The sequence below is a fragment of the Sinorhizobium sp. BJ1 genome (genome assembly GCF_002531555.1).
Classification (GTDB): domain Bacteria; phylum Pseudomonadota; class Alphaproteobacteria; order Rhizobiales; family Rhizobiaceae; genus Sinorhizobium; species Sinorhizobium fredii_B.
The window spans coordinates 1-24,952 of record NZ_NWTH01000010.1 but is presented as its reverse complement, the minus strand read 5'-3'; the positions used below and the strand labels follow the sequence as shown (position 1 = coordinate 24,952).

General features: G+C 62.0%; 22 protein-coding genes and 1 pseudogene. 13 read left to right on the top strand and 10 right to left on the bottom strand.

Annotated elements, in window-relative coordinates; genetic code table 11:
• Positions 1-35: 35 nt before the first annotated feature.
• Positions 36-1,235: an MFS transporter gene (locus CO676_RS15795; RefSeq protein ID WP_097521767.1), complete on the top strand. Its 1,200-nt coding sequence runs from the start codon at positions 36-38 to the stop codon at positions 1,233-1,235.
• On the opposite strand, the gene CO676_RS15790 is transcribed toward CO676_RS15795, so the two are convergent.
• Positions 1,226-2,179 (bottom strand): C45 family autoproteolytic acyltransferase/hydolase, encoded by a 954-nt coding sequence (locus CO676_RS15790; protein ID WP_097521766.1) that lies wholly within the window; start codon positions 2,177-2,179, stop codon positions 1,226-1,228. The two genes, CO676_RS15795 and CO676_RS15790, sit on opposite strands and share 10 nt — an antisense overlap.
• Before the next feature lie 281 nt (positions 2,180-2,460).
• Here CO676_RS15790 and CO676_RS15785 point away from each other — a divergent pair, with 281 nt between their 5' ends.
• Positions 2,461-3,174, top strand: a complete 714-nt coding sequence (locus tag CO676_RS15785) for a DNA helicase (RefSeq protein ID WP_097521765.1) — start codon at positions 2,461-2,463, stop codon at positions 3,172-3,174.
• A gap of 118 nt (positions 3,175-3,292) precedes the next feature.
• Here the strand turns inward: CO676_RS15785 and CO676_RS15780 are convergent, their stop codons facing one another.
• A complete protein-coding gene (locus CO676_RS15780; protein ID WP_097521764.1) occupies positions 3,293-3,961 on the bottom strand; it encodes a TetR family transcriptional regulator in 669 nt (222 codons plus the stop codon).
• Between the two features lie 291 nt (positions 3,962-4,252).
• Here CO676_RS15780 and CO676_RS15775 point away from each other — a divergent pair, with 291 nt between their 5' ends.
• The 5 genes from CO676_RS15775 (at position 4,253) to CO676_RS15755 (ending at position 10,066) form a co-directional block, all read left to right on the top strand.
• Positions 4,253-4,816 (top strand): TRAP transporter small permease, encoded by a 564-nt coding sequence (locus CO676_RS15775; protein WP_097521763.1) that lies wholly within the window; start codon positions 4,253-4,255, stop codon positions 4,814-4,816.
• Between the two features lie 10 nt (positions 4,817-4,826).
• Positions 4,827-6,107, top strand: coding sequence for a TRAP transporter large permease subunit (locus CO676_RS15770; protein WP_097521762.1), 1,281 nt, complete (start codon positions 4,827-4,829; stop codon positions 6,105-6,107).
• A gap of 64 nt (positions 6,108-6,171) precedes the next feature.
• Positions 6,172-7,188 carry a TRAP transporter substrate-binding protein gene (locus tag CO676_RS15765; RefSeq protein ID WP_097521761.1) on the top strand — a complete coding sequence of 339 codons (1,017 nt, stop codon included), beginning with the start codon at positions 6,172-6,174 and terminating at the stop codon, positions 7,186-7,188.
• 80 nt (positions 7,189-7,268) lie between these two features.
• A complete protein-coding gene (locus CO676_RS15760; RefSeq protein ID WP_097521887.1) occupies positions 7,269-8,129 on the top strand; it encodes a shikimate dehydrogenase in 861 nt (286 codons plus the stop codon).
• A 47-nt stretch (positions 8,130-8,176) separates the two neighbouring features.
• Positions 8,177-10,066, top strand: a complete 1,890-nt coding sequence (locus tag CO676_RS15755; protein WP_097521760.1) for a sugar phosphate isomerase/epimerase and 4-hydroxyphenylpyruvate domain-containing protein — start codon at positions 8,177-8,179, stop codon at positions 10,064-10,066.
• A gap of 55 nt (positions 10,067-10,121) precedes the next feature.
• Here the strand turns inward: CO676_RS15755 and CO676_RS15750 are convergent, their stop codons facing one another.
• The gene (locus CO676_RS15750) at positions 10,122-11,279 is read right to left on the bottom strand and encodes a ceramide glucosyltransferase (RefSeq protein ID WP_097521886.1); all 1,158 of its coding nucleotides are present in this window, start codon (positions 11,277-11,279) and stop codon (positions 10,122-10,124) included.
• Positions 11,280-11,640: 361 nt separating this feature from the next.
• Positions 11,641-11,781, bottom strand: coding sequence for a hypothetical protein (locus CO676_RS34565; protein ID WP_245424329.1), 141 nt, complete (start codon positions 11,779-11,781; stop codon positions 11,641-11,643).
• A gap of 125 nt (positions 11,782-11,906) precedes the next feature.
• Between CO676_RS34565 and CO676_RS15745 the strand changes: the two genes are divergently transcribed.
• The 5 genes from CO676_RS15745 to CO676_RS15725 all read left to right on the top strand — a co-directional run bounded on the left by CO676_RS15745 (position 11,907) and on the right by CO676_RS15725 (position 16,954).
• Positions 11,907-12,437, top strand: coding sequence for a dihydrofolate reductase family protein (locus tag CO676_RS15745; RefSeq protein WP_097521759.1), 531 nt, complete (start codon positions 11,907-11,909; stop codon positions 12,435-12,437).
• Positions 12,438-12,802: 365 nt separating this feature from the next.
• Positions 12,803-14,101 carry a sn-glycerol-3-phosphate ABC transporter substrate-binding protein UgpB gene (ugpB, locus tag CO676_RS15740; RefSeq protein WP_097521758.1) on the top strand — a complete coding sequence of 433 codons (1,299 nt, stop codon included), beginning with the start codon at positions 12,803-12,805 and terminating at the stop codon, positions 14,099-14,101.
• Positions 14,102-14,166: 65 nt separating this feature from the next.
• The gene (gene ugpA / locus CO676_RS15735) at positions 14,167-15,048 is read left to right on the top strand and encodes a sn-glycerol-3-phosphate ABC transporter permease UgpA (RefSeq protein ID WP_014762970.1); all 882 of its coding nucleotides are present in this window, start codon (positions 14,167-14,169) and stop codon (positions 15,046-15,048) included.
• 8 nt (positions 15,049-15,056) lie between these two features.
• A complete protein-coding gene (gene ugpE / locus CO676_RS15730; RefSeq protein ID WP_097521757.1) occupies positions 15,057-15,905 on the top strand; it encodes a sn-glycerol-3-phosphate ABC transporter permease UgpE in 849 nt (282 codons plus the stop codon).
• Positions 15,905-16,954: a sn-glycerol-3-phosphate import ATP-binding protein UgpC gene (locus CO676_RS15725; RefSeq protein ID WP_097521756.1), complete on the top strand. Its 1,050-nt coding sequence runs from the start codon at positions 15,905-15,907 to the stop codon at positions 16,952-16,954. The genes ugpE and CO676_RS15725 overlap by 1 nt, the downstream gene beginning before the upstream one ends.
• Positions 16,955-17,029: 75 nt before the next feature.
• Here CO676_RS15725 and CO676_RS15720 read toward each other — a convergent pair whose 3' ends face one another.
• The 5 genes from CO676_RS15720 to CO676_RS15700 form a co-directional block, all read right to left on the bottom strand.
• A complete protein-coding gene (locus CO676_RS15720) occupies positions 17,030-17,800 on the bottom strand; it encodes a transporter substrate-binding domain-containing protein (protein ID WP_097521755.1) in 771 nt (256 codons plus the stop codon).
• A gap of 175 nt (positions 17,801-17,975) precedes the next feature.
• Positions 17,976-18,776, bottom strand: a complete 801-nt coding sequence (locus CO676_RS15715; RefSeq protein WP_097521754.1) for an inositol monophosphatase family protein — start codon at positions 18,774-18,776, stop codon at positions 17,976-17,978.
• Between the two features lie 66 nt (positions 18,777-18,842).
• Positions 18,843-19,904 (bottom strand): ABC transporter ATP-binding protein, encoded by a 1,062-nt coding sequence (locus tag CO676_RS15710; RefSeq protein ID WP_097521753.1) that lies wholly within the window; start codon positions 19,902-19,904, stop codon positions 18,843-18,845.
• Positions 19,901-22,177, bottom strand: coding sequence for an iron ABC transporter permease (locus CO676_RS15705; RefSeq protein ID WP_179875498.1), 2,277 nt, complete (start codon positions 22,175-22,177; stop codon positions 19,901-19,903). Before CO676_RS15705 ends, CO676_RS15710 begins: the two co-directional genes overlap by 4 nt.
• A 128-nt stretch (positions 22,178-22,305) precedes the next feature.
• Positions 22,306-23,334 carry an ABC transporter substrate-binding protein gene (locus CO676_RS15700; RefSeq protein ID WP_097521752.1) on the bottom strand — a complete coding sequence of 343 codons (1,029 nt, stop codon included), beginning with the start codon at positions 23,332-23,334 and terminating at the stop codon, positions 22,306-22,308.
• 184 nt (positions 23,335-23,518) lie between these two features.
• Between CO676_RS15700 and CO676_RS15695 the strand changes: the two genes are divergently transcribed.
• On the top strand, positions 23,519-24,529 hold the full coding sequence (locus CO676_RS15695; protein WP_097521884.1) for a substrate-binding domain-containing protein: 1,011 nt from the start codon (positions 23,519-23,521) through the stop codon (positions 24,527-24,529).
• Between the two features lie 104 nt (positions 24,530-24,633).
• Here CO676_RS15695 and CO676_RS15690 read toward each other — a convergent pair.
• Positions 24,634-24,952: pseudogene (locus CO676_RS15690) on the bottom strand (protein-L-isoaspartate O-methyltransferase); the annotation flags it as partial.

The window sequence follows — 24,952 nt, the reverse complement described above, 5'->3', positions numbered from 1 at the left end:
ATTGCTGCCGAATTAAGTTCTGCAAATATGCAGTAATGACGAACATCAATCAATCCACTTTAACCATTTCCGCCGACAGGGCGCGCATCCCGCCCTTCGCCTTCGTGCTGACCGCCTCGATCGGCGTGATCGGCTCCAATTCGCTGGCGCTCGGGCCGATCGCGCCGGAAGTGGCTCGGAGTCTTAGCACGGACGTTCCTGCGGTGATGACGGCTTCCGCCGCCTTCGGTCTCGGCACCGCAGCGAGTGCCGTCTTCCTTGGGCGCCTCATCGACCGCCACGGTCCGCGTCGCATGCTCACGGCGGCGCTGCTGCTTCTTGCCGTCGGGATCGGCATCAGCGCGGCCGCACCGGCGCTGTGGCTGCTGGTCGCCGCCCAGCTCTTCGTCGGCATCGCCGCAGGCATCGCGCTTCCCGCCATCTATACGCTGGCATCGGTCATCGCGCCGGCGGGGCGCGAGAGCGAGACGATCGGCCTGGTGCTGACCGGCTGGACGCTGAGCATGGTCGCCGGTGTCCCACTGTCGGCGGCGATCGCAGATTTCGCCGGCTGGCGGACAGTCTATGTCGCAGTTGCCGCCGCGACGCTGATCGCCTGCGCCGCCGTCCGGCTCGCCGCGGTGCGGGAGCACTCAGGCGGCAAGGCGACTTCTCCGCTTGCGGCGCTCGGCGTCCGCGGTGTCGTGCCCCTTCTGGCTGCCTGCGCGGCCTTCATGGCGGCCTTCTACGGCGTCTACGCCTATATCGGCGACCATCTCCATGCAGCACTCGGCCTGCCCGTCAGCGCCAACGGCCTCGTTGCGGTCTCCTACGGATTAGGCTTCGGCGGCGCAGCCTTCCTCGACCGCCTGATCGACCGGTTCGACGCCGGCAGGCTGCTGCCGCTCATCTTCCTGGCCGTCGCGGCCGTTTATGTTTCGATGGCGGCGGCGAGCGGCTCCTATCCTGCCATGCTGGCAGTCGTCTTTCTCTGGGGGCTTGCCAACCATTTTGGGCTGAACGTGCTCATCATTCGGCTGACCGCGCTCGATCCCGCCAGACGCGGCGCGATCATGGGGCTCAACAGCGGCGTCACCTATCTCGCCCTCTTCGCCGGCACGCTCGGCTTCGGCGCGGCTTATGCCGAGACTGTTTTTTCCATCCTGCCCTTGGCGGCGGCAGGGTTGATGCTGGCAGCCGCCCTCGCCGCGGCCCTCGCCCCGCGCGACTGCATGTCCCCAGCACATCAGCCATAGCAGTGTGTGTACTCGCCTACTCGGAAGTCATTGAAGGATTGGCACCAGCTTTTCCCCGGCCAGATATAGTCCACCCGGCCTTCAGCAGGCCGGTAGACGGCCGTGTAGAGCGTTCGGTAAGAGCCACGCCCGGAATAAAGCGGCGCCAGAAGAAATCGGTCAGTCAGACTGAAAAGGGACGTTGAAGGATCTTCGATCGCTTCGAGAACCGCGAGCTGCCGCGTCATCGAGGACGATGACGGTCTTACGGCCGGCTGATGGTTCGTACATGCCTTCAGGCGCGAAACGATCGGTTGCTGCCGGGGGCCGAGGAACAGGGTAGCGTAGCGGCCGGAGCGATCAAGCACGGTCACGTTCTGCGGAAGCGCCACGGGTATACGGCACAAGGCTTCCACCGCCTGCTTCACTTGATGACAAGTCTCGAGCACGTAACGGAGCATGAGAATGATCGAGAAACCGACGCCCTGAGCACGGCTTCCTCCTAAGGTCACACTGGCGACCAGACCTTCCTCGTTCATCCCGTCGAGGCAACCGCCCCAAGGTCGCTGCGCCTTCGAAATCACCTTCAAGCCTGACCATTCAGTCATCTCGAAGCGATCAGAGACGATATTAGGCGGATAGTCGAAATTGCGGACCAGTGCGGGGCCTTCCTCTCCGAGCCAGACTGCCTGACTACAGCCAAAGCGTTCCGGCGCAGGGCGATAATGGCTCAGCACCCGATGAGCGACCTCATCCGCTCCGACGAGGGTACAAGCGTGGTCATAATGAGGAAGCAGTTCCGGCATGTGCTGCTGGAGAGCGGCACGACACTCCTTTGCACTTGGGGTCGATGCCACGGCTTGGCCAAAATACCAGCTCTCGGCCTCGGCCCGGCCAGCGACAAAACGCGATAGCCAAGCTTCCCCAGGCCGGTCCTCCCGCGCCGCGACGAACGTCTTGTACATAGTACCGGGACTATAAGGAAGAAGCCGCCCCGGTGGCAATGTAGCTTTGCTGTCCGCTTGGTATCTGCCGCGTATCTGCCGCGAACCTTGCGCTTGTATCGCGCAGGGGCGATTCCCGTCTGCCATGGGCTGCGCTATTATTCGATTCGCGCGCGGCCCACGCCTCCCCCCTCCGCTCGGGAAAGTAGACCTCATACAGGGCAATCGAAGCCATCGAGCCGACTGTCGAGCATCAGGCATAAGGAGGGATTGCGAAAATAGCTCGCACCAGGAGGTTACAGATGAAGCTGTCTGCGCCGATTTACCATTTGAAGCGCAAAGCCAAACGCCTATCGCGCGATGAGAACATCCCGCTCCATGCAGCGCTTGACCGCGTAGCTCTCCAGGAGGGCTACAACGATTGGAGCCTTCTTGCGTCCAAACTGTCAGCGTCCAGTCCGGCCGGCAAGCTGCTTGCTCGATTGAAGCCTGGTGATCTGATGCTCTTGGCCGCGCGCCCCGGTCAAGGCAAGACCCTGATGAGCCTTGAACTTGCCGTGGAAGCAATGAAAGCCGGCAATCGGGCCGCATTCTTCACGCTCGAGTACACAAGAGAGGACGTTCTCGAGCGTTTCCGCGCCATTGGGGTGGAGTACGCCCAATGCGAAGCGCTGTTTGAATTCGACTGCTCGGACGCAATAAGGGCCGATTACATCATGGAGAAACTGGCGTCAGCGCCCCGCGGCACTTTGGTCGTCGTAGACTATCTGCAGCTGCTTGATCAGAGACGTGAAAACCCCGAATTGGCGCAGCAGGTTCGAGCGCTGAAAGCGTTTGCGTCGGATCGCGGGCTGATCTTTGTCTTTATTTCGCAGATCGATCGATCATACGACCCTTTGACGAAGCCGTGCCCGGATGTTCGCGATGTCCGGCTACCGAACCCCTTGGATTTGCAGGTGTTTAACAAGACCTGCTTCCTGAACAAAGGCGAACTGCGATTCGAGGCAGCAGCCTAACCCACGTCCCGTCGCGGGCGAGCGCTGCAGCGGTTGCCCGCGACGGCTTAGAACACCTTGTGTTTTATCAGTTCTGCTCCGCGCATCGACGCCAACCTGTCGAGCAACCGTACCTGTCCTATGGACGCCCCGCCGCGCCCACCGTCTCCCCACCCTTCAAATAGCTCACCACCGCATCGGCAATCATCGTCCGATGGCGCTCCAACGTCGCCGGCTCCGAAAGGTCGCGGCGGAAGATCGTGCCGAAGGTGTAGCGGTTCGAGACGCGGAAGAAGCAGAAGGCACTGATCATCATGTGAATGTCGATCGGATCGGCCTTGCGGCAGAAGGTGCCGTCGGCAAGGCCGCGCTGGACGATCGCGTCGATCGTCTGGATCACCGAGACGTTCAATTCGCGGATCGCCTCCGAGCGCAGCATGTGGGCGGCGTGGTGGATGTTCTCGATGCTAACCAAGCGGACGAAGTCGGGATTGGCCTCGTCATGGTCGAAGGTCGTGGCGATCAGCGTCCGGAGCGCGTTTTCGGGCGGGAGATTGGCAAGGGCCAGATCGGCCTCGAGGGTCCGGATCTTGCGGTAGGAGCGCTCCAGCACGGCGAGATAGAGGGCCTCCTTGCTGCCGAAGTAATAGTAGATCATACGCTTCGAGGTGCGGGTCCGCTCCGCAATGGCATCGACCCGGGCGCCCGCCAGGCCATGGGTGGAGAACTCCTCAGTCGCCACATCGAGAATGTCTTCCTGGGTTCTCTGCGGATCGTTCTTCCTGCCATTCATCTGCCGTTCGGCCATCTGCGCGCGCTGCCCCGCTCTTTCACAAGCCCTTGTTTCGTCGACCCAAATGCCCGCTTTTGCGGGTCGGTCCGGAGGCCTCTCTCCCGGGCGATGCATCAAGACATATTCACCTTCCCTCTTGCTTTCAATAGAAGGCAGCTTGACATCCGAACTAGTTAGTACATTTTAGAGAAATATTGCCGGGCACGCGGAGGAGCGCGCTGTTCCGGCCGCCGGATAGGCCGGCATGGGGAGACAAGCTCGCGCAAGCACGTCCGTCGGGGCTCGCGTGTCGCTTGGGAGGAGCGCATGACCCGCATCATCGATTTCTATTTCTTCGCGCTGAAGGTGACGATCGCCCTGCTGCTGGCCGGCATGGTCGTGCTCGTCTTCGGCAATGTCGTCCTGCGCTACGCCTTCAACCAGGGAATCACGGTTTCCGAGGAGCTGTCGCGCATCTTCTTCGTCTGGCTGACCTTTCTCGGCGCCGTCGTCGCCATGCGCGAACACGGCCATCTCGGCGTCGATACGCTGATCAAGCGGCTGCCGCCGCTCGGCGCAAAAGTCGCCGTGCTCTTAGGGCATGCGCTGATGATCTATGCGACATGGCTGATGATCAGCGGCAGCTGGGCGCAGACGATGATCAACCTTCATGTCGGCGCGCCGGCGACCGGCCTCTCCATGGGCTTCTTCTATGGCGCCGGCCTCGCCTTCGGCATTCCGGCCTTCCTGATCCTGCTTTCCGATGCCTTCGCCATCGCCACCGGCCGCATCGATGTGGCGACCGCCGAACTGGTGCGCGACAGCGAGGACGAGGTCGCCCTCGACGATCTTCCCGAGCCCGCGCTCGGCCCGCTGCCTGCGAAGCACTGAGGAGGCGACGATGACAGTTTCGATCTTTCTTGGCGCGCTTCTCGGTCCCATGGCGCTCGGCGTGCCGATCGCTTTCGCCCTGGTCCTCAGCGGCGTCGCGCTGATGTTCTATCTTGATCTCTTCGACGCGCAGATCGTGGCGCAGAATGTGTTGAACGGCGCCGACAGCTTTCCGCTGATGGCCGTGCCCTTCTTCCTGCTCGCCGGCGAAGTGATGAACACCGGTGGTCTTTCCCGCCGCATCGTCGCTCTGGCGATGGCGATGGTCGGCCACATCCGCGGCGGCCTCGGCTTCGTGGCGATCTTCGCCGCCTGCATTCTCTCCAGCCTCTCCGGCTCGGCCGTCGCCGATGCGGCGGCACTCGGCGCGCTGCTTCTGCCGATGATGCTGAAGAGCGGCCACGACGCGGCCCGCGCCGGCGGCCTGCTGGCGTCTGCCTCGATCATCGGCCCGATCATTCCGCCGTCGATCGGCTTCATTCTCTACGGCGTCGTCGGCGGCGTCTCGATCACCAAGCTGTTCCTCGCCGGCATCTTTCCCGGGCTGATGATCGCCGCGGCGCTGTGCATCACCTGGTTCATCGTCGCCCGCAAGGAGCAGTTCGAACTGCCGCCTAGAGAGAGCGGCGCGGTGCGCCTTAAGGCCTTCACCGACAGCATCTGGGCGCTTCTCCTACCGGTGATCATCATCGTCGGCCTGAAGTTCGGCGTCTTCACGCCGACCGAAGCGGGCGTCGTGGCCGCAGTCTATTCGCTATTCGTCGCGATGGTGGTCTATCGCGAGTTGCCGCCGGCAAAGCTCTTCCACGTCTTTGTCGCCGCCGCCAAGATCACCGCCGTCGTCATGTTCCTGGTCGCCTGCGCCGCGGTCTCGGCCTGGCTGATCACCGTCGCCGACGTGCCAGGCGCGCTCGCCGCCCTCGTCGAACCGCTGATGGACAACCAGACGGCCCTGCTCATCGCCATCATGGCGCTGATCGTCGTCGTCGGCACCGCCATGGACATGACGCCGACCATCCTGGTGATGACGCCGGTATTGATGCCGATCATCAAGCAGGCTGGCATCGACCCGGTCTATTTCGGCGTGCTGTTCATCATCAACAATTCGATCGGTCTCATCACGCCGCCGGTCGGCACGGTCCTGAACGTTATCTGCGGCGTTTCGAAACTATCGATGGAAGACCTGATGAAGGGCGTGATGCCCTTCCTGATCGCCGAACTGATCGTCCTTTTCCTGCTCGTCCTGTTCCCTGAGCTGGTGACCGTTCCGGTCTCCTGGTTCGGGCACTGACGCGCTGACTTTCACGCTTTCAACACGGCCGGTGGGAGTACCGGCCCAACCCGGGAGGAAAAACATGTTGAATAGATTCACCAAACTGGCACTGGGCATTGCCCTGCCCCTCGTTCTGCTGACGGCAGGGCCAGCGGCTGCGGAGATCCGCGAGCATCAGCTGAAATTCGCTTCGGCCAACAACAAGGGTCACCCGCAGGTGACCGGCATGGAAAAATTCGCCGAGCTGGTCAATGAAAAGAGCGGCGGCAAGATCGAAGTCAAGCTCTTCCCGGGCGGCACGCTCGGCGGCGACGTCCAGACCGTTTCGGCGCTGCAGGGCGGCGTCGTCGAGATGACCGTGCTGAACGCCGGCATCCTCGCCAACAACGTCAAGCAGTTCGGCGTGGTCGACCTTCCCTTCCTCTTCAACAGCGGCGAGGAAGCCGACAAGGTGATGGACGGCCCCTTCGGCCAGAGCCTCCTCAAGCTTCTGCCCGATACCGGCCTTGTCGGGCTCGGCTATTGGGAGCTCGGCTTCCGCAACCTCACCAACAATCGCCATCCGGTCACCAAGCTCGATGACATCAAGGGCCTGAAGATACGCACGATCCAGTCGCCGATCCCGCTCGAGCTCTTCAACACGCTCGGCGCCAATGCCGTGCCGCTGCCCTACACCGAACTCTACACCGCGCTCGAGACGGGAACGGTCGATGGGCAGGAGAACCCGGCCGCGAACATCCTCAACGCGAAGTTCTACGAAGTGCAGAAATACATGACGCTGACCCGCCACCAGTACAATCCGCAGATCGTTCTGGTCAGCAAGAAGTTCTGGGATGGGCTGAACGACGAGGAAAAGGCCGTCCTGCAGTCGGCCGCCACCGAGGCGCGCGACTTCCAACGCAAGGTTTCGCGCGAACAGGATGCGAAGGCCATCGAGGAAATCAAGAAAACCGGCATGGAAATCAGCGAGCTGAGCCCGGAAGAAACGCAGAAGCTGCGCGATGCCGTCAAGCCGGTGATCGAGAAGTTCAGCGCCGAAATCGGCACCGAAACGGTGCAGGCGCTCTTCAAGGAGATCGCTGCGGCACGCGGCCAGTAACGGCCAGCCAAGCTTCCGGTCCGCCTCTTCACGGGGCGGACCGGACCAGCGACGGGATGGATAAAGTGGAACCCGAAAACATGACCGAAACGCTTGCAAGACCCTTGAAGGCCGGTCTGATCGGCGCCGGCATCCAGGCCTCGCTGACCCCGGCGATGCACATGGCCGAGGGCGCGGCCCAGGGGCTTAGCTACGACTACGAGCTGATCGACCTGCAGGCGCTGAGCGCAACCGAAGACGACCTGCCGCGTCTCATCGCCGATGCGCAGGGCCGCGGGCTTGCCGGCCTAAACATCACCCATCCCTGCAAGCAGGCGGTCATCGCCCATCTGGACGAGCTTGCCCCCGACGCACGCCGGCTCGGCGCCGTCAACACCGTGGTGCTGAAGGGCGGGCGGCGCTATGGCCACAATACCGATTGGTGGGGCTTCGCCGAAGGATTCCGGCGGGGCCTGCCGGACGCCGACCTCTCTTCTACCGTGCAACTCGGCGCCGGCGGCGCCGGCGTGGCGACCGCCTATGCCGCACTTTCGCTCGGCCTGCGCCAGCTTGTCGTGTTCGACCGCGAGCCGGAACGGGCCGAAGCACTCGCCGAAATGCTGTCGCCGCTCTTCCCCGAAGCCGAAATCGCGTCGGGCAGAGATCTGGCTGCGGCGATGCGAGAGGCGACAGGGCTCATCCATGCCACGCCGACCGGCATGGCGAAATATCCGGGGCTGCCGCTCGACGCCGAGCTGCTTTCCTCGCGCCACTGGATCGCCGAGATCGTCTATTTCCCGCTGGAAACGGCGCTGCTCAAGGAAGCGAGACGACTCGGCTGCCGCACGCTCGACGGCGGTGGCATGGCGGTGTTCCAGGCGGTCGGCGCCTTTCGCCTGTTTTCCGGGCTCGAACCCGATGCGGCTCGCATGCTCGACCATTTCAAGGCGATGACCGGCTGACGAATCTCATGCCGGATCTGCTCAGGCTCACCAGCTAGGATAGGAAGATGAAGACCTCGATAGCGACAGTTTCCTTGAGCGGCGATCTCAGCGACAAGCTCCGCGCCATCGCCAAGGCCGGTTTCGACGGCGTCGAGATTTTCGAGAACGACTTCCTCGCTTTCGACGAGAGCCCGCGCGAGGTCGGCCGGATGGTGCGTGACTTCGGCCTGGAGATCAGCCTGTTCCAGCCCTTCCGGGACTTCGAAGGCATGCCGGAACCGTTGAGGACGCGCACCTTCGACCGGGCCGAGCGCAAGTTCGACCTGATGCAAGAGCTCGGCACCGACCTCGTTCTCGTCTGCTCGAATGTCTCGCCGGCAGCACTCGGCGGCATCGACCGGGCCGCCGCGGATTTTCGCGAGCTCGGCGAACGCGCTGCAAAAAGGGGCCTGCGCGTCGGCTACGAGGCGCTCGCCTGGGGCCGCCACATCTCGGATCACCGCGACGCCTGGGAGATCGTCCGGCGCGCCGATCATCCGAATATCGGCCTGATCCTCGACAGCTTCCACACGCTGTCACGCAAGATCGAAGTGAATTCGATCCGTTCGATCCCCAAGGAGAAGATCTTCATCGTCCAGCTCGCCGATGCGCCGCTGATCGACATGGACCTGCTCTATTGGAGCCGGCACTTCCGCAACATGCCGGGCGAAGGCGACCTTCCGGTGACCGATTTCACCAGCGCGGTGGCGGCCACTGGCTATGATGGCTATCTGTCGCTCGAAATCTTCAACGACCAGTTTCGCGGCGGCAACGCCAATGCGATCGCCGTCGACGGCTATCGCTCGCTGATCTATCTCGGCGACCAGGTCAAGCGCGCCGAACCGGATATCCGTCTGCCGGTCCCGGCGATGCCCCCGCGCGTCGATGTGAAGGGCGTGGCCTTCGTGGAGTTCACCGCCTCGGAAGAGGAAGCGAGCGAGCTCGAAGCGCTGATCCGAACGATTGGCTTCCGCAAGGCGGCGCGGCACCGGACGAAACAGGTGCTGGTCTACCGCCAGGGCTCGATCAACCTGGTGATCAACACCGAGCGCGAAGGTTTCGCCAACGCTTCCTATCTGGTGCACGGTGCTTCCGCCTATGCCTTTGGCCTTCTGGTCGACGATGCGGCCGCGACTACGGAAAGAGCGCGGGCGCTTGGCGCCGAACCTTTCGAGCAGGCCGTCGGCCCGGGGGAACTGATGGTACCGGCGATCCGCGGCGTCGGCGGCGGCCTCATCTATTTTCTCGACGAAAAAACCGAGCTTACCAGGATCTGGGAGCTCGAATTCGAACCGGTGAACGACGACGACTCGGCGGTGGCGGCGGGCCTCACCTGCATCGATCACATCGCCCAGACGGTGAAATACGAAGAGTTGCTGACTTGGCTACTCTTCTACACGTCGTTGCTCGACGCGCGGAAGACGCCGATGGTCGACATCATCGATCCGGCCGGCATCGTCCGCAGCCAGGTCGTCGAAAACGACGCCGGCACGCTGCGCCTGACGCTGAACGGCGCGGAAAACCGCAACACGCTCGCCGGCCGCTTCATCGCCGAAACATTCGGCTCCGGCGTGCAGCATCTCGCCTTTGCGACGGACGACATCTTCGCGACAGCGCAAGCGCTGCGGGCGGACGGTTTTCGGGTGCTGCCGATCTCGCCGAACTACTATGACGACGTCGAGGCCCGTTTCGGCCTCGAGACCGAACTGGTCGAGCGGCTGAAGGCCGAAAACATCCTCTATGACCGCGACAACAGCGGCGAATATTTCCAGCTCTACAGCCCCACCTATGGCGAAGGGTTCTTTTTCGAGATCATCGAACGGCGCGGCTATCGCGGCTACGGTGCCGCCAACGCCATCTTCCGCATTGCTGCGCTGAAGAAGCACTTAAGGCCGGAGGGCATGCCGAAAGCCTGAGAGCGATAAGGGGCGGGCGTTCTCAAGCGGCTTTCTATCCACCAGTGCCGGTTTGCTACGAAGGACTCGCCAGCGGCAGGAGCGCGCCTGTTTCAAGCCGGGATTCCTGCGAGCCGATCGACATTCTGTTGCCGCGCCAATCGGCGCTGCCTGCAAGCCAGCTGCGGACCCAGATGATCGGGAGCAACAGGTCGCGCGTGAACATGGCGATGAGTGACCATCGGGAAAGATACCAGTTCTTCCGATGGACGAGGACGAGTTCCGGCAGGTAGGCGGCGATTGCGACAAGGGCGGCGATGGCCAGCACGCTGTGACCTGCAACAATGGCAGCGATCACAGACAGCAGAAGGGGCGGCACCACGCCAAGCAGGATTTCTGGCGAGAAGAACTGAGGAAAGGTGACGCGGCGCAACCGCGCCCAACGGCACTGCCGACCCCAGACATCACGAAATGTCCTGGTACCCAGCGGCTGTTCGAACGGCGCGGAAACCAGATGCACTTTCAAGCCGAGGCTTCTCACGAGTTTCGTCGCGGCCGCATCCTCGGCGATCTGCGACGCCAGTGCCTGAATGCCGCCATGGGCGTCCAGCATGCTTTTGCGCCAGAGCATGCTTTTGCCCTGAGCAAACCCGAACCCAAGGGCTTCGCCGGCATATTGCCAGCGCGCCTGGTGGGCGTTGAGGAATGCACATTCGACCTCCGCCCAAAAGCCGTACGGCCGTGAACCAAGCGGGGTCGAGCATACCAGCCCCGTATCCGACTGCCACGCCGCCATCAGACGAATGAGATAATCGCGCGGCATGAGAACGTTCGAGTCGGCGAGAACCAACCATTCATGCGAAGCCGCATTCCAGCCCTTCACGCAGTTGTTCAGCTTGGGATTGGCGCTGATCCGGTCGTCCCCGACAAGAATTGTGGCGGCAATGGCTGGGTGGCGCTGACGCACTTCCTCGATCAATGGGATGACCGCATCCTTTGCGTCAGCGACGCAGAAGATGACTTCGTAGTCCGGCCAATCCAAGCCGAACGCGCTCTCGAGCGTTTCCCGGGAAAACTCCTCGAGGCCGCAGAGCGGGATCACGACAGAGACAGGTGGCCGATACGGTGTCCTGGGCTGAGGGCCAAGACAAGGCCAGATACGCCAGCCCGCAATCATCAGGCTGAACACATTGATGGCCAGGAATGCACCGGCGGCGACGAACAAGTTCAGCATCATTTACCCAGCGACGAGCCGCCATTCTGACGAACTTAGGCACCTTGATAAACATCACCGGAACATGACATGGCTATGACACCGGACGTGTAAGACTCAGGCAGGGGAAGTTACCCAGAAGGGCATTCACCCTGAACTCCACCTATTCCGGTTGCGTGCGTCTCGTCGAGGTAACTGCCTTGGTCCGTGACCCTGAAGGAACTCGGCCTGCTCCCCTCGACGTCCGAGAAGGTCGAGAGCCCCCGTGCCTCTATGAGCCTCTGAAGCCCGGCGCGCCACGAAGGAGTTTTCGTTCTGCGTCTCGAAAATCGCATCATGCATCAACGGGAACTGCAGTCGGTTGGGTAGCTCTTACCCGTCGCTAGGCGCTCGATACGACTTCCAGCGCGATCGCCACGATGTTGTCGGCAAAGCTCGCGTCGAGCGGGCGATGTCCGAGCAACAGGGCGCGACCCGCCTCGCGGCTCGAGAGAATGACCTGCCGGAAGCTTGGGATCGGCATGCTCGGCATTTCCGATGCCGGCGACGTCAACGTTATTGTCGGCTCGCGCAGTTTATTCCCAATCTCACTTTTGCGTAGTGTCGCCTCAAGCTACTCTGAATACCCTGGAGTGGAGATTTTGCAGCATGGCGAAGATCGTCTTCGGAATGAACCAGTCCCTGGACGGCTATGTCGACCACCAGGAATTTGCGCCAAGTCCCGCGCTCTTTCGTCACTGGATAGAGCACGTGCGCGACCTGACGGGCAGTGTGTACGGTCGCCGCATGTACGAGATCATGCGCTATTGGGACGAAGACCGTCCTGAGTGGAGTGCGGAGCAACGCGAGTTCGCGGCGGCGTGGCGGCGCCAACCGAAGTGGGTCGTGTCGCGCTCGTTGAAGTCGGTCGGCCCCAACGCCACACTGGTCGAGAATGACATCGAGGCGTTGATACGCGGCCTGAGGGCTCGGCTCGTTGGGGAGATTGCAGTTTCCGGACCAGATCTAGCACGAAGCCTAACCGACCTTGGTCTTATTGATGAGTATCGACTGTACTTCCACCCCGTCGTGCTTGGTCGCGGCAAGCCATTCTTCGCCGGCCCGCGGCCACCGCTCCGCCTTGTTTCCACCGATAACGTTGGCGAGGACGTGATTAGGTTGACGTACGTTCCTGCTTAATCGCGCGTCTCGCCAGGCGGACTGCGCCGACGCGTCACGTCCGCTTTGGGTGTCCGAATTTCTCCTTTGGTCGCCGGTCGAAGATCGGACATCCGATGCGACGCTAGGGCCGCACTGACATGGCCCCAGGTGAACGCGCATTTTGGCCAGTCCCGACTCTGTCTTCTCACGTCATGCGCGTAAGATCGGGTCGCGGAGCGCCCCCTCGACATAAGTCGACCGCACCCTATTTGCACCCACGGTGGGTGTGGATGGATGTGTCCGATCGCGACCACTGTTTTGGAGGAATGCGGACTGTTCGCTCGAAGGCGGGGGAGCGTTGGCGAGCAGTGGGGGTGTGGCTGAGCACAAGGGAGGAGAAGTTTATGCGATTGATTGCAATTTCCACGACAATGGCCGTCTTTGGCGGATTCGCGTTTCAGGCCCAGGCTGCCACCGAATTGCAGTGGTGGCACGCAATGACCGGCGCTAATAACGAAATGATCGAGCAGATCGCCAAGGAGTTCAACGAGAGCCAAAGCACCTACAAGGTGGTGCCCGTGTTCAAGGGCACCTATCCCGAAACATTGAACGCCGGAATCGCGGCCTTCCGATCGAAGCAGCCGCCGACAATCATCCAGGTCTTCGACGCCGGCAGCGGCACGATGATGGCTGCCGAGGGCGCTATCGTGCCGGCGATGGAGGTGCTGCAAAAAGGCGGCTTCACCTTCGATAAATCGCAATACATGCCTGGCATCGTCTCCTATTACTCGAAGCCGGACGGGACGATGCTGTCCTTCCCATACAACTCCTCTTCGCCGATCCTCTATTACAACAAGGATGCCTTCCAGAAGGCAGGGCTCGACGCCGGCAGCCCGCCCAAGACCTGGCCGGAGGTCTTCGAGGCCGCGAAGAAGATCAAGACGAGCGGTGCCGCCGCCTGCGGCCTGACCTCCACCTGGCTGACCTGGATCCAGACGGAGAACTTCGCCGCATGGAATAACGTCTCGTATGGCACCAATGAAAACGGCCTCGGCGGCACTGACGTGAAGCTTGCGATCAATGCGCCGCTCTATGTCGAGCATTTCCAGCAGATCGCCGATCTCGCCAAGGATGGCGTCTTCCGCTACGGCGGGCGCACGTCCGAGGCCAAGCAACTCTTCACGTCCGGTGAATGCGCCATCATGACGGAATCGTCCGGTGGTCTCGGCGACATCATCAAGAGCGGGGTGAATTACGGCATCGGCCAATTGCCCTATTACGAAGGTCACGGGCCGCAGAATACGATCCCGGGCGGCGCCAGCCTCTGGGTCTTCGCCGGCAAAACGGACGAGGAATACAAGGGGGTCGCCGAGTTCTTCAATTTTCTGTCACAGACGAAAGTCCAGGCCAAGCTGCATCAGGTCTCCGGCTACGTGCCGGTGACGATGGCCGCCTACGAGGAAACGAAGAAGTCCGGCTTCTACGAGAAAAACCCCGGCCGCGAAACGCCGATCCTGCAGATGACGGGCAAGGCGCCGACCGAGAACTCAAAGGGGGTTCGGCTCGTCAACCTGCCGCAGGTGCGCGACATCCTCAATGAGGAATTCGAGGCGATGCTCGCCGGGCAACAGGATGCAAAAACGACGCTCGACAAGGCAGTCGAGCGCGGCAATGCGGCAATTGCAGCAGCAATCAGCAACTGATCGATCAGAAGTTGCCTGCGGTCCGAGGACCGCGGGCGGCTTCGGTTGGTTAAAGGAGATTGCCTGTGCAGCGCGTCGTTTTTCCGAACAAGATCCTGCCTTACATCTTGGTTGCTCCACAGATCGTGCTGACGATCGTCTTCTTCTTCTGGCCGGCAAGCCAGGCGCTTTACCAGTCCGTTATGCGCGAAGATCCCTTCGGATTGAAGAGCGGTTTCGTCGGGCTCGCTAACTTCAGTGCCGTACTCTCGGACGACAGCTATCTGAACTCGCTGCAGGTAACGGTGATCTTCAGCGTCCTGACCGCGCTCCTGTCGATGGGCCTCGCTTTGCTTCTGGCAACGGCTGCCGACCGCGTCGTGCGTGGCCAGACCTTCTATCGAACCTTGCTGATCTGGCCCTATGCGGTCGCGCCGGCGGTCGCGGGCATGTTGTGGCTCTTCATGTTCAATCCGGCGATGGGCACATTTGCCTATATCCTGCGCCGCAACGGCTTCTACTGGGATCCCTTGCTGAATGGCAATCACGCCATGATCCTCATCGTCGTTGCAGCCGCCTGGAAACAGATCAGCTACAATTTCCTTTTCTTCGTCGCCGGGCTCCAGGCCATACCGAAATCACTGATCGAAGCGGCCGCGATCGACGGGGCGCGCGGCACCCGGCGCTTCTGGACGATCGTCTTCCCGCTGCTCGCGCCGACGACATTCTTCCTCCTCGTCGTCAACACCGTCTACGCCTTCTTCGATACTTTCGGCATCATTCACTCCGTCACTGGCGGAGGGCCGGCAAAGGCCACCGAAACGCTGGTCTACAAGGTCTACAACGACGGCTTCGTCAATCTGAACCTCGGAACTTCGGCTGCGCAATCCGTCATCCTGATGGCGATCGTCGTCGCCCTCACTGCCTTCCAGTTCCGCTTCGTCGAAAGGCGGGTCCACTATGGATAGGATCGCCGATGATTGAAAAGCGCCCGATTTCCAATCTCATCGGTCACCTGATGCTCATTCTGGGCATCATCATCGTCGTCTTTCCGATCTACTACACCTTCGTCGCCTCGAGCCTGACATCGACGGAGATCGTCCGTCCGCCAATGCCGCTGGAACTGGGCGGACGGCTCGCCGAAAACTACGGCGAGGCACTTTCAGGCGGTGTCGAGCGTGTCGTCGGTGTCAGCCTGGAACGGCTCTTGTTCAATACATTCGTCGTGGCCATCGCCATCGCGCTCGGCAAGATCGTGATCTCTTTCCTGTCGGCCTTCGCGATCGTGTTCTTCCGCTTCCCGCTGCGCATGACCTTTTTCTGGATGATCTTCATCACCCTCATGCTGCCGGTGGAGGTCCGCATCCTGCCGACCTACAAGGTGATCGTCGACCTCGGCCTGATCGATACCTATGCCGGCCTGACCCTGCCCTTGATGGCATCGGCAACGGCGACCTTTCTGTTCCGGCAGTTCTTCCTGACGATCCCGGCCGAGCTCGTGGAGGCGGCGCGCATCGACAATGCAGGTCCGCTCCGCTTCATGCGAGACATCCTGTTGCCGCTGTCCAAGACCAATATCGCAGCCCTCTTCGTGATCCTCTTCATCTATGGATGGACGCAGTATCTCTGGCCGCTTCTGGTAACGAACGACAGCCGAATGAACACGATCATCATAGGTCTCAGGAAAATGGTCGATTTTGCCGACGCCTCGACACCCTGGAACTATGTCATGGTCACGGCCATCCTGGCGATCATTCCACCGGTCGTGGTCGTTGTCCTGATGCAGCGTTGGTTCGTCAAAGGCCTGGTTGAAACGGAGAAATAATGGCGACGATCACTCTCAAGGACGTGCAAAAGACCTATGGCGGCAATGTCGATGCCATCCGGGGCGTCTCGCTCGCAATAGCCGACGGCGAGTTCATCGTGCTGGTCGGGCCGTCGGGCTGCGGAAAGTCGACCTTGCTGAGGATGATCGCCGGGCTCGAAAGCATCACATCCGGCGACATCGCGATCGGCGATCGCGTCGTCAATACGCTCGAACCGTCCGAGCGCGACATTGCCATGGTCTTCCAGAACTATGCGCTCTATCCGCATATGACGGTCCGTCAAAACCTCGCCTACGGACTGAAAAACCGCAACACGCCCAGGGACGAGATCGAGCGGCGGATCGCCAAGGCGGCAAAATCGCTGGAGATAGAGGCCTTCCTGGAGCGGAAACCGCGTCAGCTCTCGGGCGGACAGCGCCAACGGGTGGCCATGGGACGGGCGATCGTACGTGAACCCGTCGCATTCCTGTTCGACGAACCTCTGTCGAACCTCGACGCGAAATTGCGGGTCCAGATGCGCGTCGAGATCAAGCAATTGCAGCGCGCTCTTGGCACCACGAGCGTATATGTAACCCATGATCAACTGGAAGCCATGACGCTCGCCGACCGCCTTGTTGTTCTGAACGGCGGCAGGATCGAACAGGTCGGCACACCGATCGAGCTCTACGAAAGACCAGCGACGTCATTCGTCGCGACCTTCATAGGCTCCCCTTCAATGAATCTTCTGGAGATCAAAGGCGGCTCCTCCGATTGGTCGGCTCCCTCCGCCATCACGGAGCAGCCGGGGATCGCGGCACTCGGCATCCGGCCGGAGGACATCGGTCTGGCGGACGGCGCAACGGACGACAATCACTTCAGAGCGCGCGTGCGCGTCGGCGCCGTTGAGCTCGTTGGCGCCGAAAGCTATGTCCATGGCAGCTTGCCGAGCGGCGCTCCGCTTGTTTTCAGGGTCGCCGGCCGCTCCCGGATCGGCCTCGGCGACGAGGTCGAGGTCTTTGCCCGTCGCGAAAGCCTGCACGGGTTCGATACGGCCGGCCGGCGTCTGTAGAAGCCCAAGATGCCCCGGCAGACGCGAATGGCTCAAAGCGTATTGACGGCATGCGAGGTGGTCACGGAATGTCACTCATTGCATCGCGGCGTCGAGCTTCTTCTTCCAGCCGCCGCTGTCCAGTTCCTTGCGCATGAAGGCATCGACAGCCGCCTTTAAAGCCGCGTCCTTGCGAAGCAGATAGGCGTTCTGGAAACGCGTGAACGGCTCCTTGACCGCAACCGGGCACAACACGCCGGCATGCAGCTTCGATTGCAGATCCACCTCCACGCCATCGGTTACCATCACGTCGGCCTTGCCGGATGCGATCTCGTCGAAAATGAGCTTGTTGTCCGGGAAGACCTCGATCGACGCCTCATCGAAGTGCTGATGGGCAAATTTGTCGTTGGTGCCGCCTGGATTGACGATTACCCGCACGGAGGGCCGGTCGATCGCCTCCAGCGTCGCGTATTTGTTCTTGTCTTCGCAACGGGCGATCGGCCGTTTGCCGTCGGTGACGTTCGGAACCGAGAAATCGCCAACCTCGGCGCGCGCTGCGTTCACGGTGATGCCGCCGAGGGCGATGTCGAACTTGCCTGCCTTGAAGTCGTCCAGCATGGTTTTCCAGGTGGTAGTCACGAATTCCGGCTTAACGCCGAGATCCGCCGCCAGCGCCGTCGCCATGGTGATGTCCGCGCCCGTCAGGCTGCCATCCGGGCCCTTGTAGCTGAAGGGCTTGTAATCGCCGGTCGTGCCGATCTTGATCACGCCCGCTTGCTTGATATCGGCGAGAGCGCCGTCCCCGGCGAAAGCGACGCTGGACGTCAGGCTCCAAGCCACCAGGGCTGCAGTGAAGTAGGCTTTCATTGTTGCGTCCTCACATTAATCAAATCGGATAAAAGCTAGGAATGCTGCGAAAGCGGATCGTGGCACAGTATTGGATGGCCGGCTTCAGGTGCAAGACCCAAAGTGACATTCCATCTGCAGTCGTGGCGGGGTGCCGATGATGGCCTTTGTCTGCATTGCCTTGCGTGAGCCTACTTCAGACGCCCGCAAGCTTCCGCAGGTCTGCGACCGCGCCGGGCGCGGCGGCGAGAACGGGCGCGCCTTTCGTCAGCCGCTCGCCCTCCACTGGGAAGGGCAGGTACCACCCGCCAGCCTCCTGGACGAGACAATAGCCGGCAAGGCAGTCCCAGGCGTGCATATATGGCTCGTAATAGCCAACGAGGCGGCCGGCCGCGACATAGGCAAGCATCAGCGCACCGGAGCCGTTGCGAATGAACGTGCCGCCGGCCTCCAGCAGGTCTTCCACCATCTTCGCGACGAAGGCCGGCGTCACGTAGTTGTTGGCGCCAAGGCCGGTCACCGCGTTGCGGATTGTATGGGAAGCATCGAGTGACAGCACCTTGCCGTTCAACCGGGCGCCGAGACCGAGCGCGGCTGTGTAGAGCTCGCCGTGGCAGGGCGCGGCAATGACACCCACCACCGGCACGCTGTCATGGAGAACGGCGATCGAGATGCACCAGTTGGGCATGCCGTGGACGAACGGGCTCGTGCCGTCAATTGGATCGATAACCCAGGTGAAACCGGAGCGGCCCGTCAATAGACCATATTCCTCGCCGAGCACGCCATCGTCCGGATAGATCTCGCCGATACGCTCGCGGATCAGGTTTTCCACCTCGCGGTCGGCAATGGAAACGACATCCTGCGGGTCGCGCTTCGTTTCGACGATCAGCGTCTCGCGGCGGTTGAAATAGTCGAGCGCCACTGCGCCGGCCTCGCGCCCAACCGTTTCGGCCAGTGCGAGCCGGGCTTCGAGTCCGGGAACGACGTGTGATGTCATGAAGATGTCCTTGATTTCGAGGTTGGGGCCCGAAGATCGGGCGTTTGCTTGCGTCCGGTTCCTGAGCTAACCGCTGATGATGGCGATGCCGCGCTCCTTGAAGCCGATCGCCACTTCCGTTGCCGGACGGATGGCGCGCTCCACGGCCGGATCGACGACGAAAAGCGTGCCGGCGGCGGTCTTCACCTCATATTCGACATGATCGCCGAGATAGGCCGCATGCGTCACCCGCCCGGCAAAGGCGCCGTGTGTGGCCGGCTTCAGGGTGATCGCGTTCGGCCGGACCGCGAGTTTGGCCGGGCCAGGTCGAATGTCGCGTCCGGGAACCCTATGCGTCAGCTGTTCGACTCGGATCGTCGCGTCGTGACCTTCGACGGCGATGATGTCGCAGGCAACGACATTTGCCTCGCCTATGAAGTCGGCGATGAAGGCCGAGGCCGGCGCCTCGTAAAGGTCGCGCGGCGCGCCTTCCTGGGCGATGCCTCCATCCTTCATGACGACGATGCGATCGGAAACCGCAAGCGCCTCGTCCTGATCGTGGGTGACGTAGACGGCGGTGAAGCCCAGCCGCTGCTGCAACTCGCGGATCTCTGTCCTGACACGCCGCCTTAGCCGCGCATCGAGGTTCGAGAGCGGCTCATCAAGGAGCAGCACCTGTGGTTCGAGGACCAGCGCGCGGGCAACCGCGACGCGCTGCTGCTGACCGCCGGAGAGCTCGGCCGGCAGCCGCTGGCCCATGCCGGCGAGGCCGACCAGCGCCAGCCCGGCCTCCGCCCGCTCGCGCGCCTCTCTGCGCTTCATCCCGGAGGACTCAAGCCCATAGGCAATGTTGTCGAGGGCCGTCATGTGCGGGAACAGCGCGTAGGACTGGAACACCATCGAAACGTCACGTTCGTTGGCCGGCAGCATCGTTACGTCCTTTCCGCCGATCAGGATGCGGCCGGAGGTCGGATGCTCGAGCCCGGCCAGCATACGCAGTGTCGTCGTCTTGCCGCAGCCGGAGGGGCCGAGTAGCGTCACCAGCGTGCCGGGTTCGATGGTGAGCGACAGATCAGGGATCGCGGTGAAGGCTCCGAACTCTTTGCGCACGTTGCGGAAGACGACGGAACCGGGAGCTTCGATGGTCATGCGGTCTTTTCCTGGTGGATGGATGCGGGTACGGCTGCGACGGACTGGATGCGGTTCTCGCGGCGAAGCCGCCGCTCACCGACGAGAAGCTGGAAGCCGCCGATGACGGCGACCATCACAAGGATCAGCATCGAGGAATAGGCGACCGCCACGCCGTATTCGCCATTCTCGACAAGCCCGACGATATAGGAGGTCGCCATGTTGTATTCGGCGCTGACGAGGAAGATCACGGCGCTGATCGACGTGATGGCACGAACGAAGGAATAGACGAGCGCCGCGGTGATCGCCGGACGCAAGAGCGGCAGGATGATCTTGCGTATGGTGCGGAAACTGTCGGCGCGGAGCGTGAGCGAGGCTTCGTCGAGACTCTGGTCGAGTTGGCTCATCGCCGCCACCCCGCCGCGGACGCCGACCGGCATGTTGCGGAAGACGAAGCAGGCGATCAGGATCAGGGCGCTGCCGGTCATTTCTATCGGCGGCAGGTTGAAGGCCATGATGTAGCTGATGCCGATGATCGTGCCGGGAATCGCAAAACTCATCATCAGCGCGAATTCGAAGAATTCACGGCCGGCAAATCTCTGGCGCACGATCAGGTAGGCGGTGAGGAGGCCGACCGCCGCGGTGAGCGGCGCCGAGATGAGGGCGATCTCCATCGTCGTCCAGAAGGAGTTCCAGGCCACCCCGGTCCAGGCGAGGCTGCCGTCGCGGAACTCAACGGAGAAGGCCTGCACGTAGTGCTCGAGCGTCAGCGAATTGTCGAGGCCCCAGGTCTTCACGAAGCCCCCGACGAGGATCATGCCATAGACGACGAGCGTGAACAGTGCCCAGGGGATGACCAGGGCATGGACGCCGAACGAGACCGAGTGGGGGAGAGCGGCATGGACGCCGCTGTCGCCCTTGCCGGTGACCGTCGCGTAGTTCTTACCTGAAAGCCAGAGACGTTGCGCAAGGAAAGCCGTCAGCGTGAAGCCCAACAGCACGATGGCAAGCACCGCCGCACGGGATGGATCGTTCTGCGAGCCGACCACGGCGAAGAAGATCTCGGTCGAAAGCACGCCATGGCTGCCACCAAGCACGAGCGGGTTGCCGAAATCGGCCATACTCTCGATGAAGCCGATGAGGAAGGCATTGGCGAGCCCCGGTTTCATCAGCGGCAGCGAAATTCGCCAGAAGGTGCGCCGGCGATCGGCCTTCAGCGTTTGGGAGGCCTCCTCCATCGACGGGCTGACGCCCTCGACGACCCCGATCAGCACCAGGAACGAGATTGGCGTGAACGAGAGAACCTGAGCGATCCAGATGCCGGTGAGACCGTAGAGCCAGCGGCCCGGCTCAATTCCGAGCACTGCCGAGACCGCCTCGGTGACAACGCCGGAGCGGCCGAAGAGCAGGATCAGCACCAGACCTATAACGAAGGGCGGTGTGATGATCGGGAGGACGGTCAGCAGCCGGAGACTCTTCTTGAAGCGAAAGCCGGTGCGGGTCGCGACCAGAGCGAAGGCAAGCCCCAGTAGGGTCGAACCGCTCGCGGTCATGAGCGCAAGCCAGAACGTGCGCCAGGCGACGCCGCAGCGTCCAGCGCCGATCACGCAATCAAGGCTCCAAATCGACGGATCGACGATGTTGCGGCCGAAACCATTCGGATTGAATGACCCATCGAAGTCCTGGAAGGCACCGACCATCATGCTGCCGATCGGATAGAAGACGAAAACCGCGACAAGGAAAACGAGGATCGAAATGGCGCCGACGATGAAGGCGTCACCTTTCATCGCGCCGCGTTCGGCAAGGCCGAAGGCGAAGATCAGGACGAAGATCAGCGAAGCGAGCACCGCGCCCGCACCCATGGAGGGTTGGCCGTCCGCAAGAGGACCGAAGAGCACTTCACTGATCGCCCAGGTCCAGCCGGAAAAGCCGATTGCCAGGCCCTGCAGGGCGAGGAAACCTATGCCGGCGGCGCCGGCAAAAGCGAGCAGGCTGCCGCGCCGCATCGGATCTTCGGTGAACCGTGCAGCCGCCGCAAGGCCCATTAGCAGCACAGGAACGATGAGCCACCACCGACCGTAGGTCGCGATCTGAAGGAAGCCGGGTGCCGCGGCCGGATCGGCCGGAAAGCTCGCGAGCCAGCCGAGACCGAAGAAGCCGCCGTCGATCCTGTACCAGGGGAGCGCGACAAAGGCTGCGATCCCCAACACCAGGGCGATATCTAATCTGCGATTGGGATGTTTCCTCAATGGTGCTTTCCTGGTGCGGCTGACTTTGACGATCGATGCATGCATTGCTCCAGCGCATCGCGATCGATCGGCGGTTGCAAGCCCGATACGGGAGACCAGCCTCCCGTATCTAAAGGTAATCGCGAGGGCCGCCGGCGAAAATCGCCGTCACACCAGGCCGGCGCGGCGTGTCGTCAATTGGCGCTTGCACCGATCTCCCGGTCCCAGCGCTCGAGCAGTGCCTTGCGCTTGGCCGGATCGCCATAGGTCTTGAAGTCGTAGTCGATCAGCTTGATGTCCTCGAGCTTCGGCGCCTCCTTTGGCACCTCCGCTGATTTGTTCGACGGAATCTGGAAGGATTTCGCCTCCTTCATGCTGGATTGCACCTTGGCCGACAGGACCCAGTCGTACCATTTCTTGGCGTTGTCGAGGTTCTTGGCGCCCTTGATGATCGACATGGAGCCGATCTCGTAGCCGGTGCCCTCACAGGGCGCGACCGCCTTGACCGGGAAGCCCTCGACCGCCTGCGCCACGGCATCATGCATGAACACGATGCCGATCGCGGTTTCACCGCGCGCCGCGGCTTTCACCGGCGCCGATCCGGACTTCGTATATTGCGAGACGTTGGCGTTCAGCTTCTTCAAGTAGTCGAAAGCCTCGTCCTCGCCCATGATCTGGACGAGTGTCGCAAGTGCGGTATAGGCCGTGCCGGACGAGTTCGGATTGGCGATTTGGATTTCTCCCTTGAAGGAGGCATCGAGGAGGTCCGCCCAGCACTTCGGCTCCTTGAGATTCTTCTGCTTGAAAAGCTCGGTATTGTAGCCCCAACCGAGGGCGCCGGCATAGACGCCGACCGTGCGGTAGTTGGCGCTTTCGGCCTGCTTGACCGCCCAGTCATTCAATTCACCGAGCATCGGCGACTTGTATTCAAGCGTCAGCCCCTCGGAGGCCGCCTGGAGATGCGGGTCGCCTGTGCCGGCCCACCAGATGTCGGTCTTGGGATTTCGCGCTTCGGCGCGGACTTTTGCATAGGTCTCGCCCGAAGAGAGGCGGACCATGTTCACCGAAATGCCCGTTTCCTTTTCGAAGGCGCCTTCCAGCTGCTCGCAGATCACGACGTCTGCCGAACAGATCAGGTTGAGCGTCCCGTTCGCCTGTGCGGAATAGGCAAAGAAAGTCGCACCCGCGGCGACAGCGGCCGCAGTCATTCTAACCGAACCCATGGTTTCCTCCCGGATTGTGCCGGCGCCTCCAGCCGGGCGCCTTGCAAGCGCGTGCAAATGCTGCATGACATGATCAGGGGTGTCAACAGGATTGTGCGTTATTTCAACGCTCGCTACGGCGCTGGCGCTTGCACGCAGTTGCAAAACTGTGCAAAGCTCCATGCACATTTGAAAGCAGGTGGACGTGTTGCAGAAGCCTTTCGTCAGCGCCCAGGAGGTTGCCGAACGGGCCGGTGTCTCCCGCTCGGCCGTTTCGCGCACCTTCACGCCTGGTGCCAGCGTTTCGGTTGAGACCCGCCGCAAGGTGCTAGAAGCGGCCGAGGCGCTTGGCTATCACGTCAATCACCTGGCGCGTGGCCTCATGCGCAACGAGAGCGGCATCGTCTGCCTCATCGTCTCAGATATGGGAACACCCTATCGGTCCAGCCTGATCCGCGCTTTGACGCAGCACCTGCAGGGTGCCGGCAAGATCGCCATGCTCATCAATACGGACCGGTCCGACGGCAGTGTCGATCTGGCGCTCCGCCAGGCAATCCGTTATCGGGCCGACGCGTCAATCATCCTGTCGGGCATGCCGGACAAGTCGATCACGGAGCTCTGCCTGAAGAACGGTCAGCGCCTCGTGCTCATCAATCGCGACGACGCGCAGCCGGGGCCGTTCAGGATCAACCTGGACGATGCGGAGGCAGCGGGCCGCATCGTAACCGCCTTCGTCCGTGCCGGCTGCCGCCGGCTCGCCTTTGCCAATTCGGCGGCCGGAACACCAAGCCTGATGGCACGTGAGCGCGGCTTCGTTGCAGCCGCAAAGGCGTTGGGCCTTGAGGTTATGGTGGAGCGGTACGGACCAACCAACTACGACAGTGGCCGTGTTCTGGCTCAGCGGCTCATGACGCGCCGGGAGCGCCCGGATGCGGTGTTCTGTGCGACGGACCTGGTCGCCTGCGGCTTCCTGGATGCTGCGCGCCACGATTTCTCGATCTCGATTCCGGATCAGCTCTGCATATCGGGCTTCGACGATATCGAGCAGGCCGCCTGGTCTTCTTATCAGCTAACGACCTTCGCGCAGCCGGTCGAGGCGATCGCGCGCGAAGCGGTCACCTGGCTCGGGAGCGATAGAGCGGCCGATCCGGCGAGCACCCAGTCGGTTCGCCTCCATGCCGATTTCGTCTGGCGAACGTCCATTCGCGGCGGTTAACACCCGGTGGCCGCTTTCGATGCGACAAGTGCGTCGACAGTTCGCTTTTCCGGATCTACAGTGCAAGTTCGCGACAGGTGGTTTGCGCTCAGTTTTTCCCTAGATTAGACCGCCTCGAGCCGGCTGAACCGAACCGGGATGAGTTGTCGCGCCTCGAGTTGTCCTGCCGAATTCTTGTCGATGACAGTCAGAAACTGTTCTTCAGAGCCCAAAGGAAGAACCAGACGGCCCATTGGTTTGAGCTGCTCAAGCAAAGCCGGCGGCGCCTCCTCGGCCGCCGCCGTGACGAGGATCTTGTCGAATGGGGCGCGCTCGGGCCGACCGCGAGACCCGTCTCCGACACGGATGCCGACATTTGACACGCCGAGGCGCTGTAGGAGAGCCTCGGCGTGGGTTGCGAATTCCTCGATGATTTCGACGCTC

What these genes read in the sequence shown, in the direction of transcription:
- CO676_RS15795 (WP_097521767.1), top strand. Translation starts at nt 36, where the DNA reads ATGACGAACATCAATCAATCCACTTTAACCATTTCCGCCGACAGGGCG.
- CO676_RS15790 (WP_097521766.1), bottom strand. Translation starts at nt 2,179, where the DNA reads ATGTACAAGACGTTCGTCGCGGCGCGGGAGGACCGGCCTGGGGAAGCT.
- CO676_RS15785 (WP_097521765.1), top strand. Translation starts at nt 2,461, where the DNA reads ATGAAGCTGTCTGCGCCGATTTACCATTTGAAGCGCAAAGCCAAACGC.
- CO676_RS15780 (WP_097521764.1), bottom strand. Translation starts at nt 3,961, where the DNA reads ATGGCCGAACGGCAGATGAATGGCAGGAAGAACGATCCGCAGAGAACC.
- CO676_RS15775 (WP_097521763.1), top strand. Translation starts at nt 4,253, where the DNA reads ATGACCCGCATCATCGATTTCTATTTCTTCGCGCTGAAGGTGACGATC.
- CO676_RS15770 (WP_097521762.1), top strand. Translation starts at nt 4,827, where the DNA reads ATGACAGTTTCGATCTTTCTTGGCGCGCTTCTCGGTCCCATGGCGCTC.
- CO676_RS15765 (WP_097521761.1), top strand. Translation starts at nt 6,172, where the DNA reads ATGTTGAATAGATTCACCAAACTGGCACTGGGCATTGCCCTGCCCCTC.
- CO676_RS15760 (WP_097521887.1), top strand. Translation starts at nt 7,269, where the DNA reads ATGACCGAAACGCTTGCAAGACCCTTGAAGGCCGGTCTGATCGGCGCC.
- CO676_RS15755 (WP_097521760.1), top strand. Translation starts at nt 8,177, where the DNA reads ATGAAGACCTCGATAGCGACAGTTTCCTTGAGCGGCGATCTCAGCGAC.
- CO676_RS15750 (WP_097521886.1), bottom strand. Translation starts at nt 11,279, where the DNA reads ATGCTGAACTTGTTCGTCGCCGCCGGTGCATTCCTGGCCATCAATGTG.
- CO676_RS34565 (WP_245424329.1), bottom strand. Translation starts at nt 11,781, where the DNA reads ATGCCGATCCCAAGCTTCCGGCAGGTCATTCTCTCGAGCCGCGAGGCG.
- CO676_RS15745 (WP_097521759.1), top strand. Translation starts at nt 11,907, where the DNA reads ATGGCGAAGATCGTCTTCGGAATGAACCAGTCCCTGGACGGCTATGTC.
- ugpB (WP_097521758.1), top strand. Translation starts at nt 12,803, where the DNA reads ATGCGATTGATTGCAATTTCCACGACAATGGCCGTCTTTGGCGGATTC.
- ugpE (WP_097521757.1), top strand. Translation starts at nt 15,057, where the DNA reads ATGATTGAAAAGCGCCCGATTTCCAATCTCATCGGTCACCTGATGCTC.
- CO676_RS15725 (WP_097521756.1), top strand. Translation starts at nt 15,905, where the DNA reads ATGGCGACGATCACTCTCAAGGACGTGCAAAAGACCTATGGCGGCAAT.
- CO676_RS15720 (WP_097521755.1), bottom strand. Translation starts at nt 17,800, where the DNA reads ATGAAAGCCTACTTCACTGCAGCCCTGGTGGCTTGGAGCCTGACGTCC.
- CO676_RS15715 (WP_097521754.1), bottom strand. Translation starts at nt 18,776, where the DNA reads ATGACATCACACGTCGTTCCCGGACTCGAAGCCCGGCTCGCACTGGCC.
- CO676_RS15710 (WP_097521753.1), bottom strand. Translation starts at nt 19,904, where the DNA reads ATGACCATCGAAGCTCCCGGTTCCGTCGTCTTCCGCAACGTGCGCAAA.
- CO676_RS15705 (WP_179875498.1), bottom strand. Translation starts at nt 22,177, where the DNA reads ATGCATGCATCGATCGTCAAAGTCAGCCGCACCAGGAAAGCACCATTG.
- CO676_RS15700 (WP_097521752.1), bottom strand. Translation starts at nt 23,334, where the DNA reads ATGGGTTCGGTTAGAATGACTGCGGCCGCTGTCGCCGCGGGTGCGACT.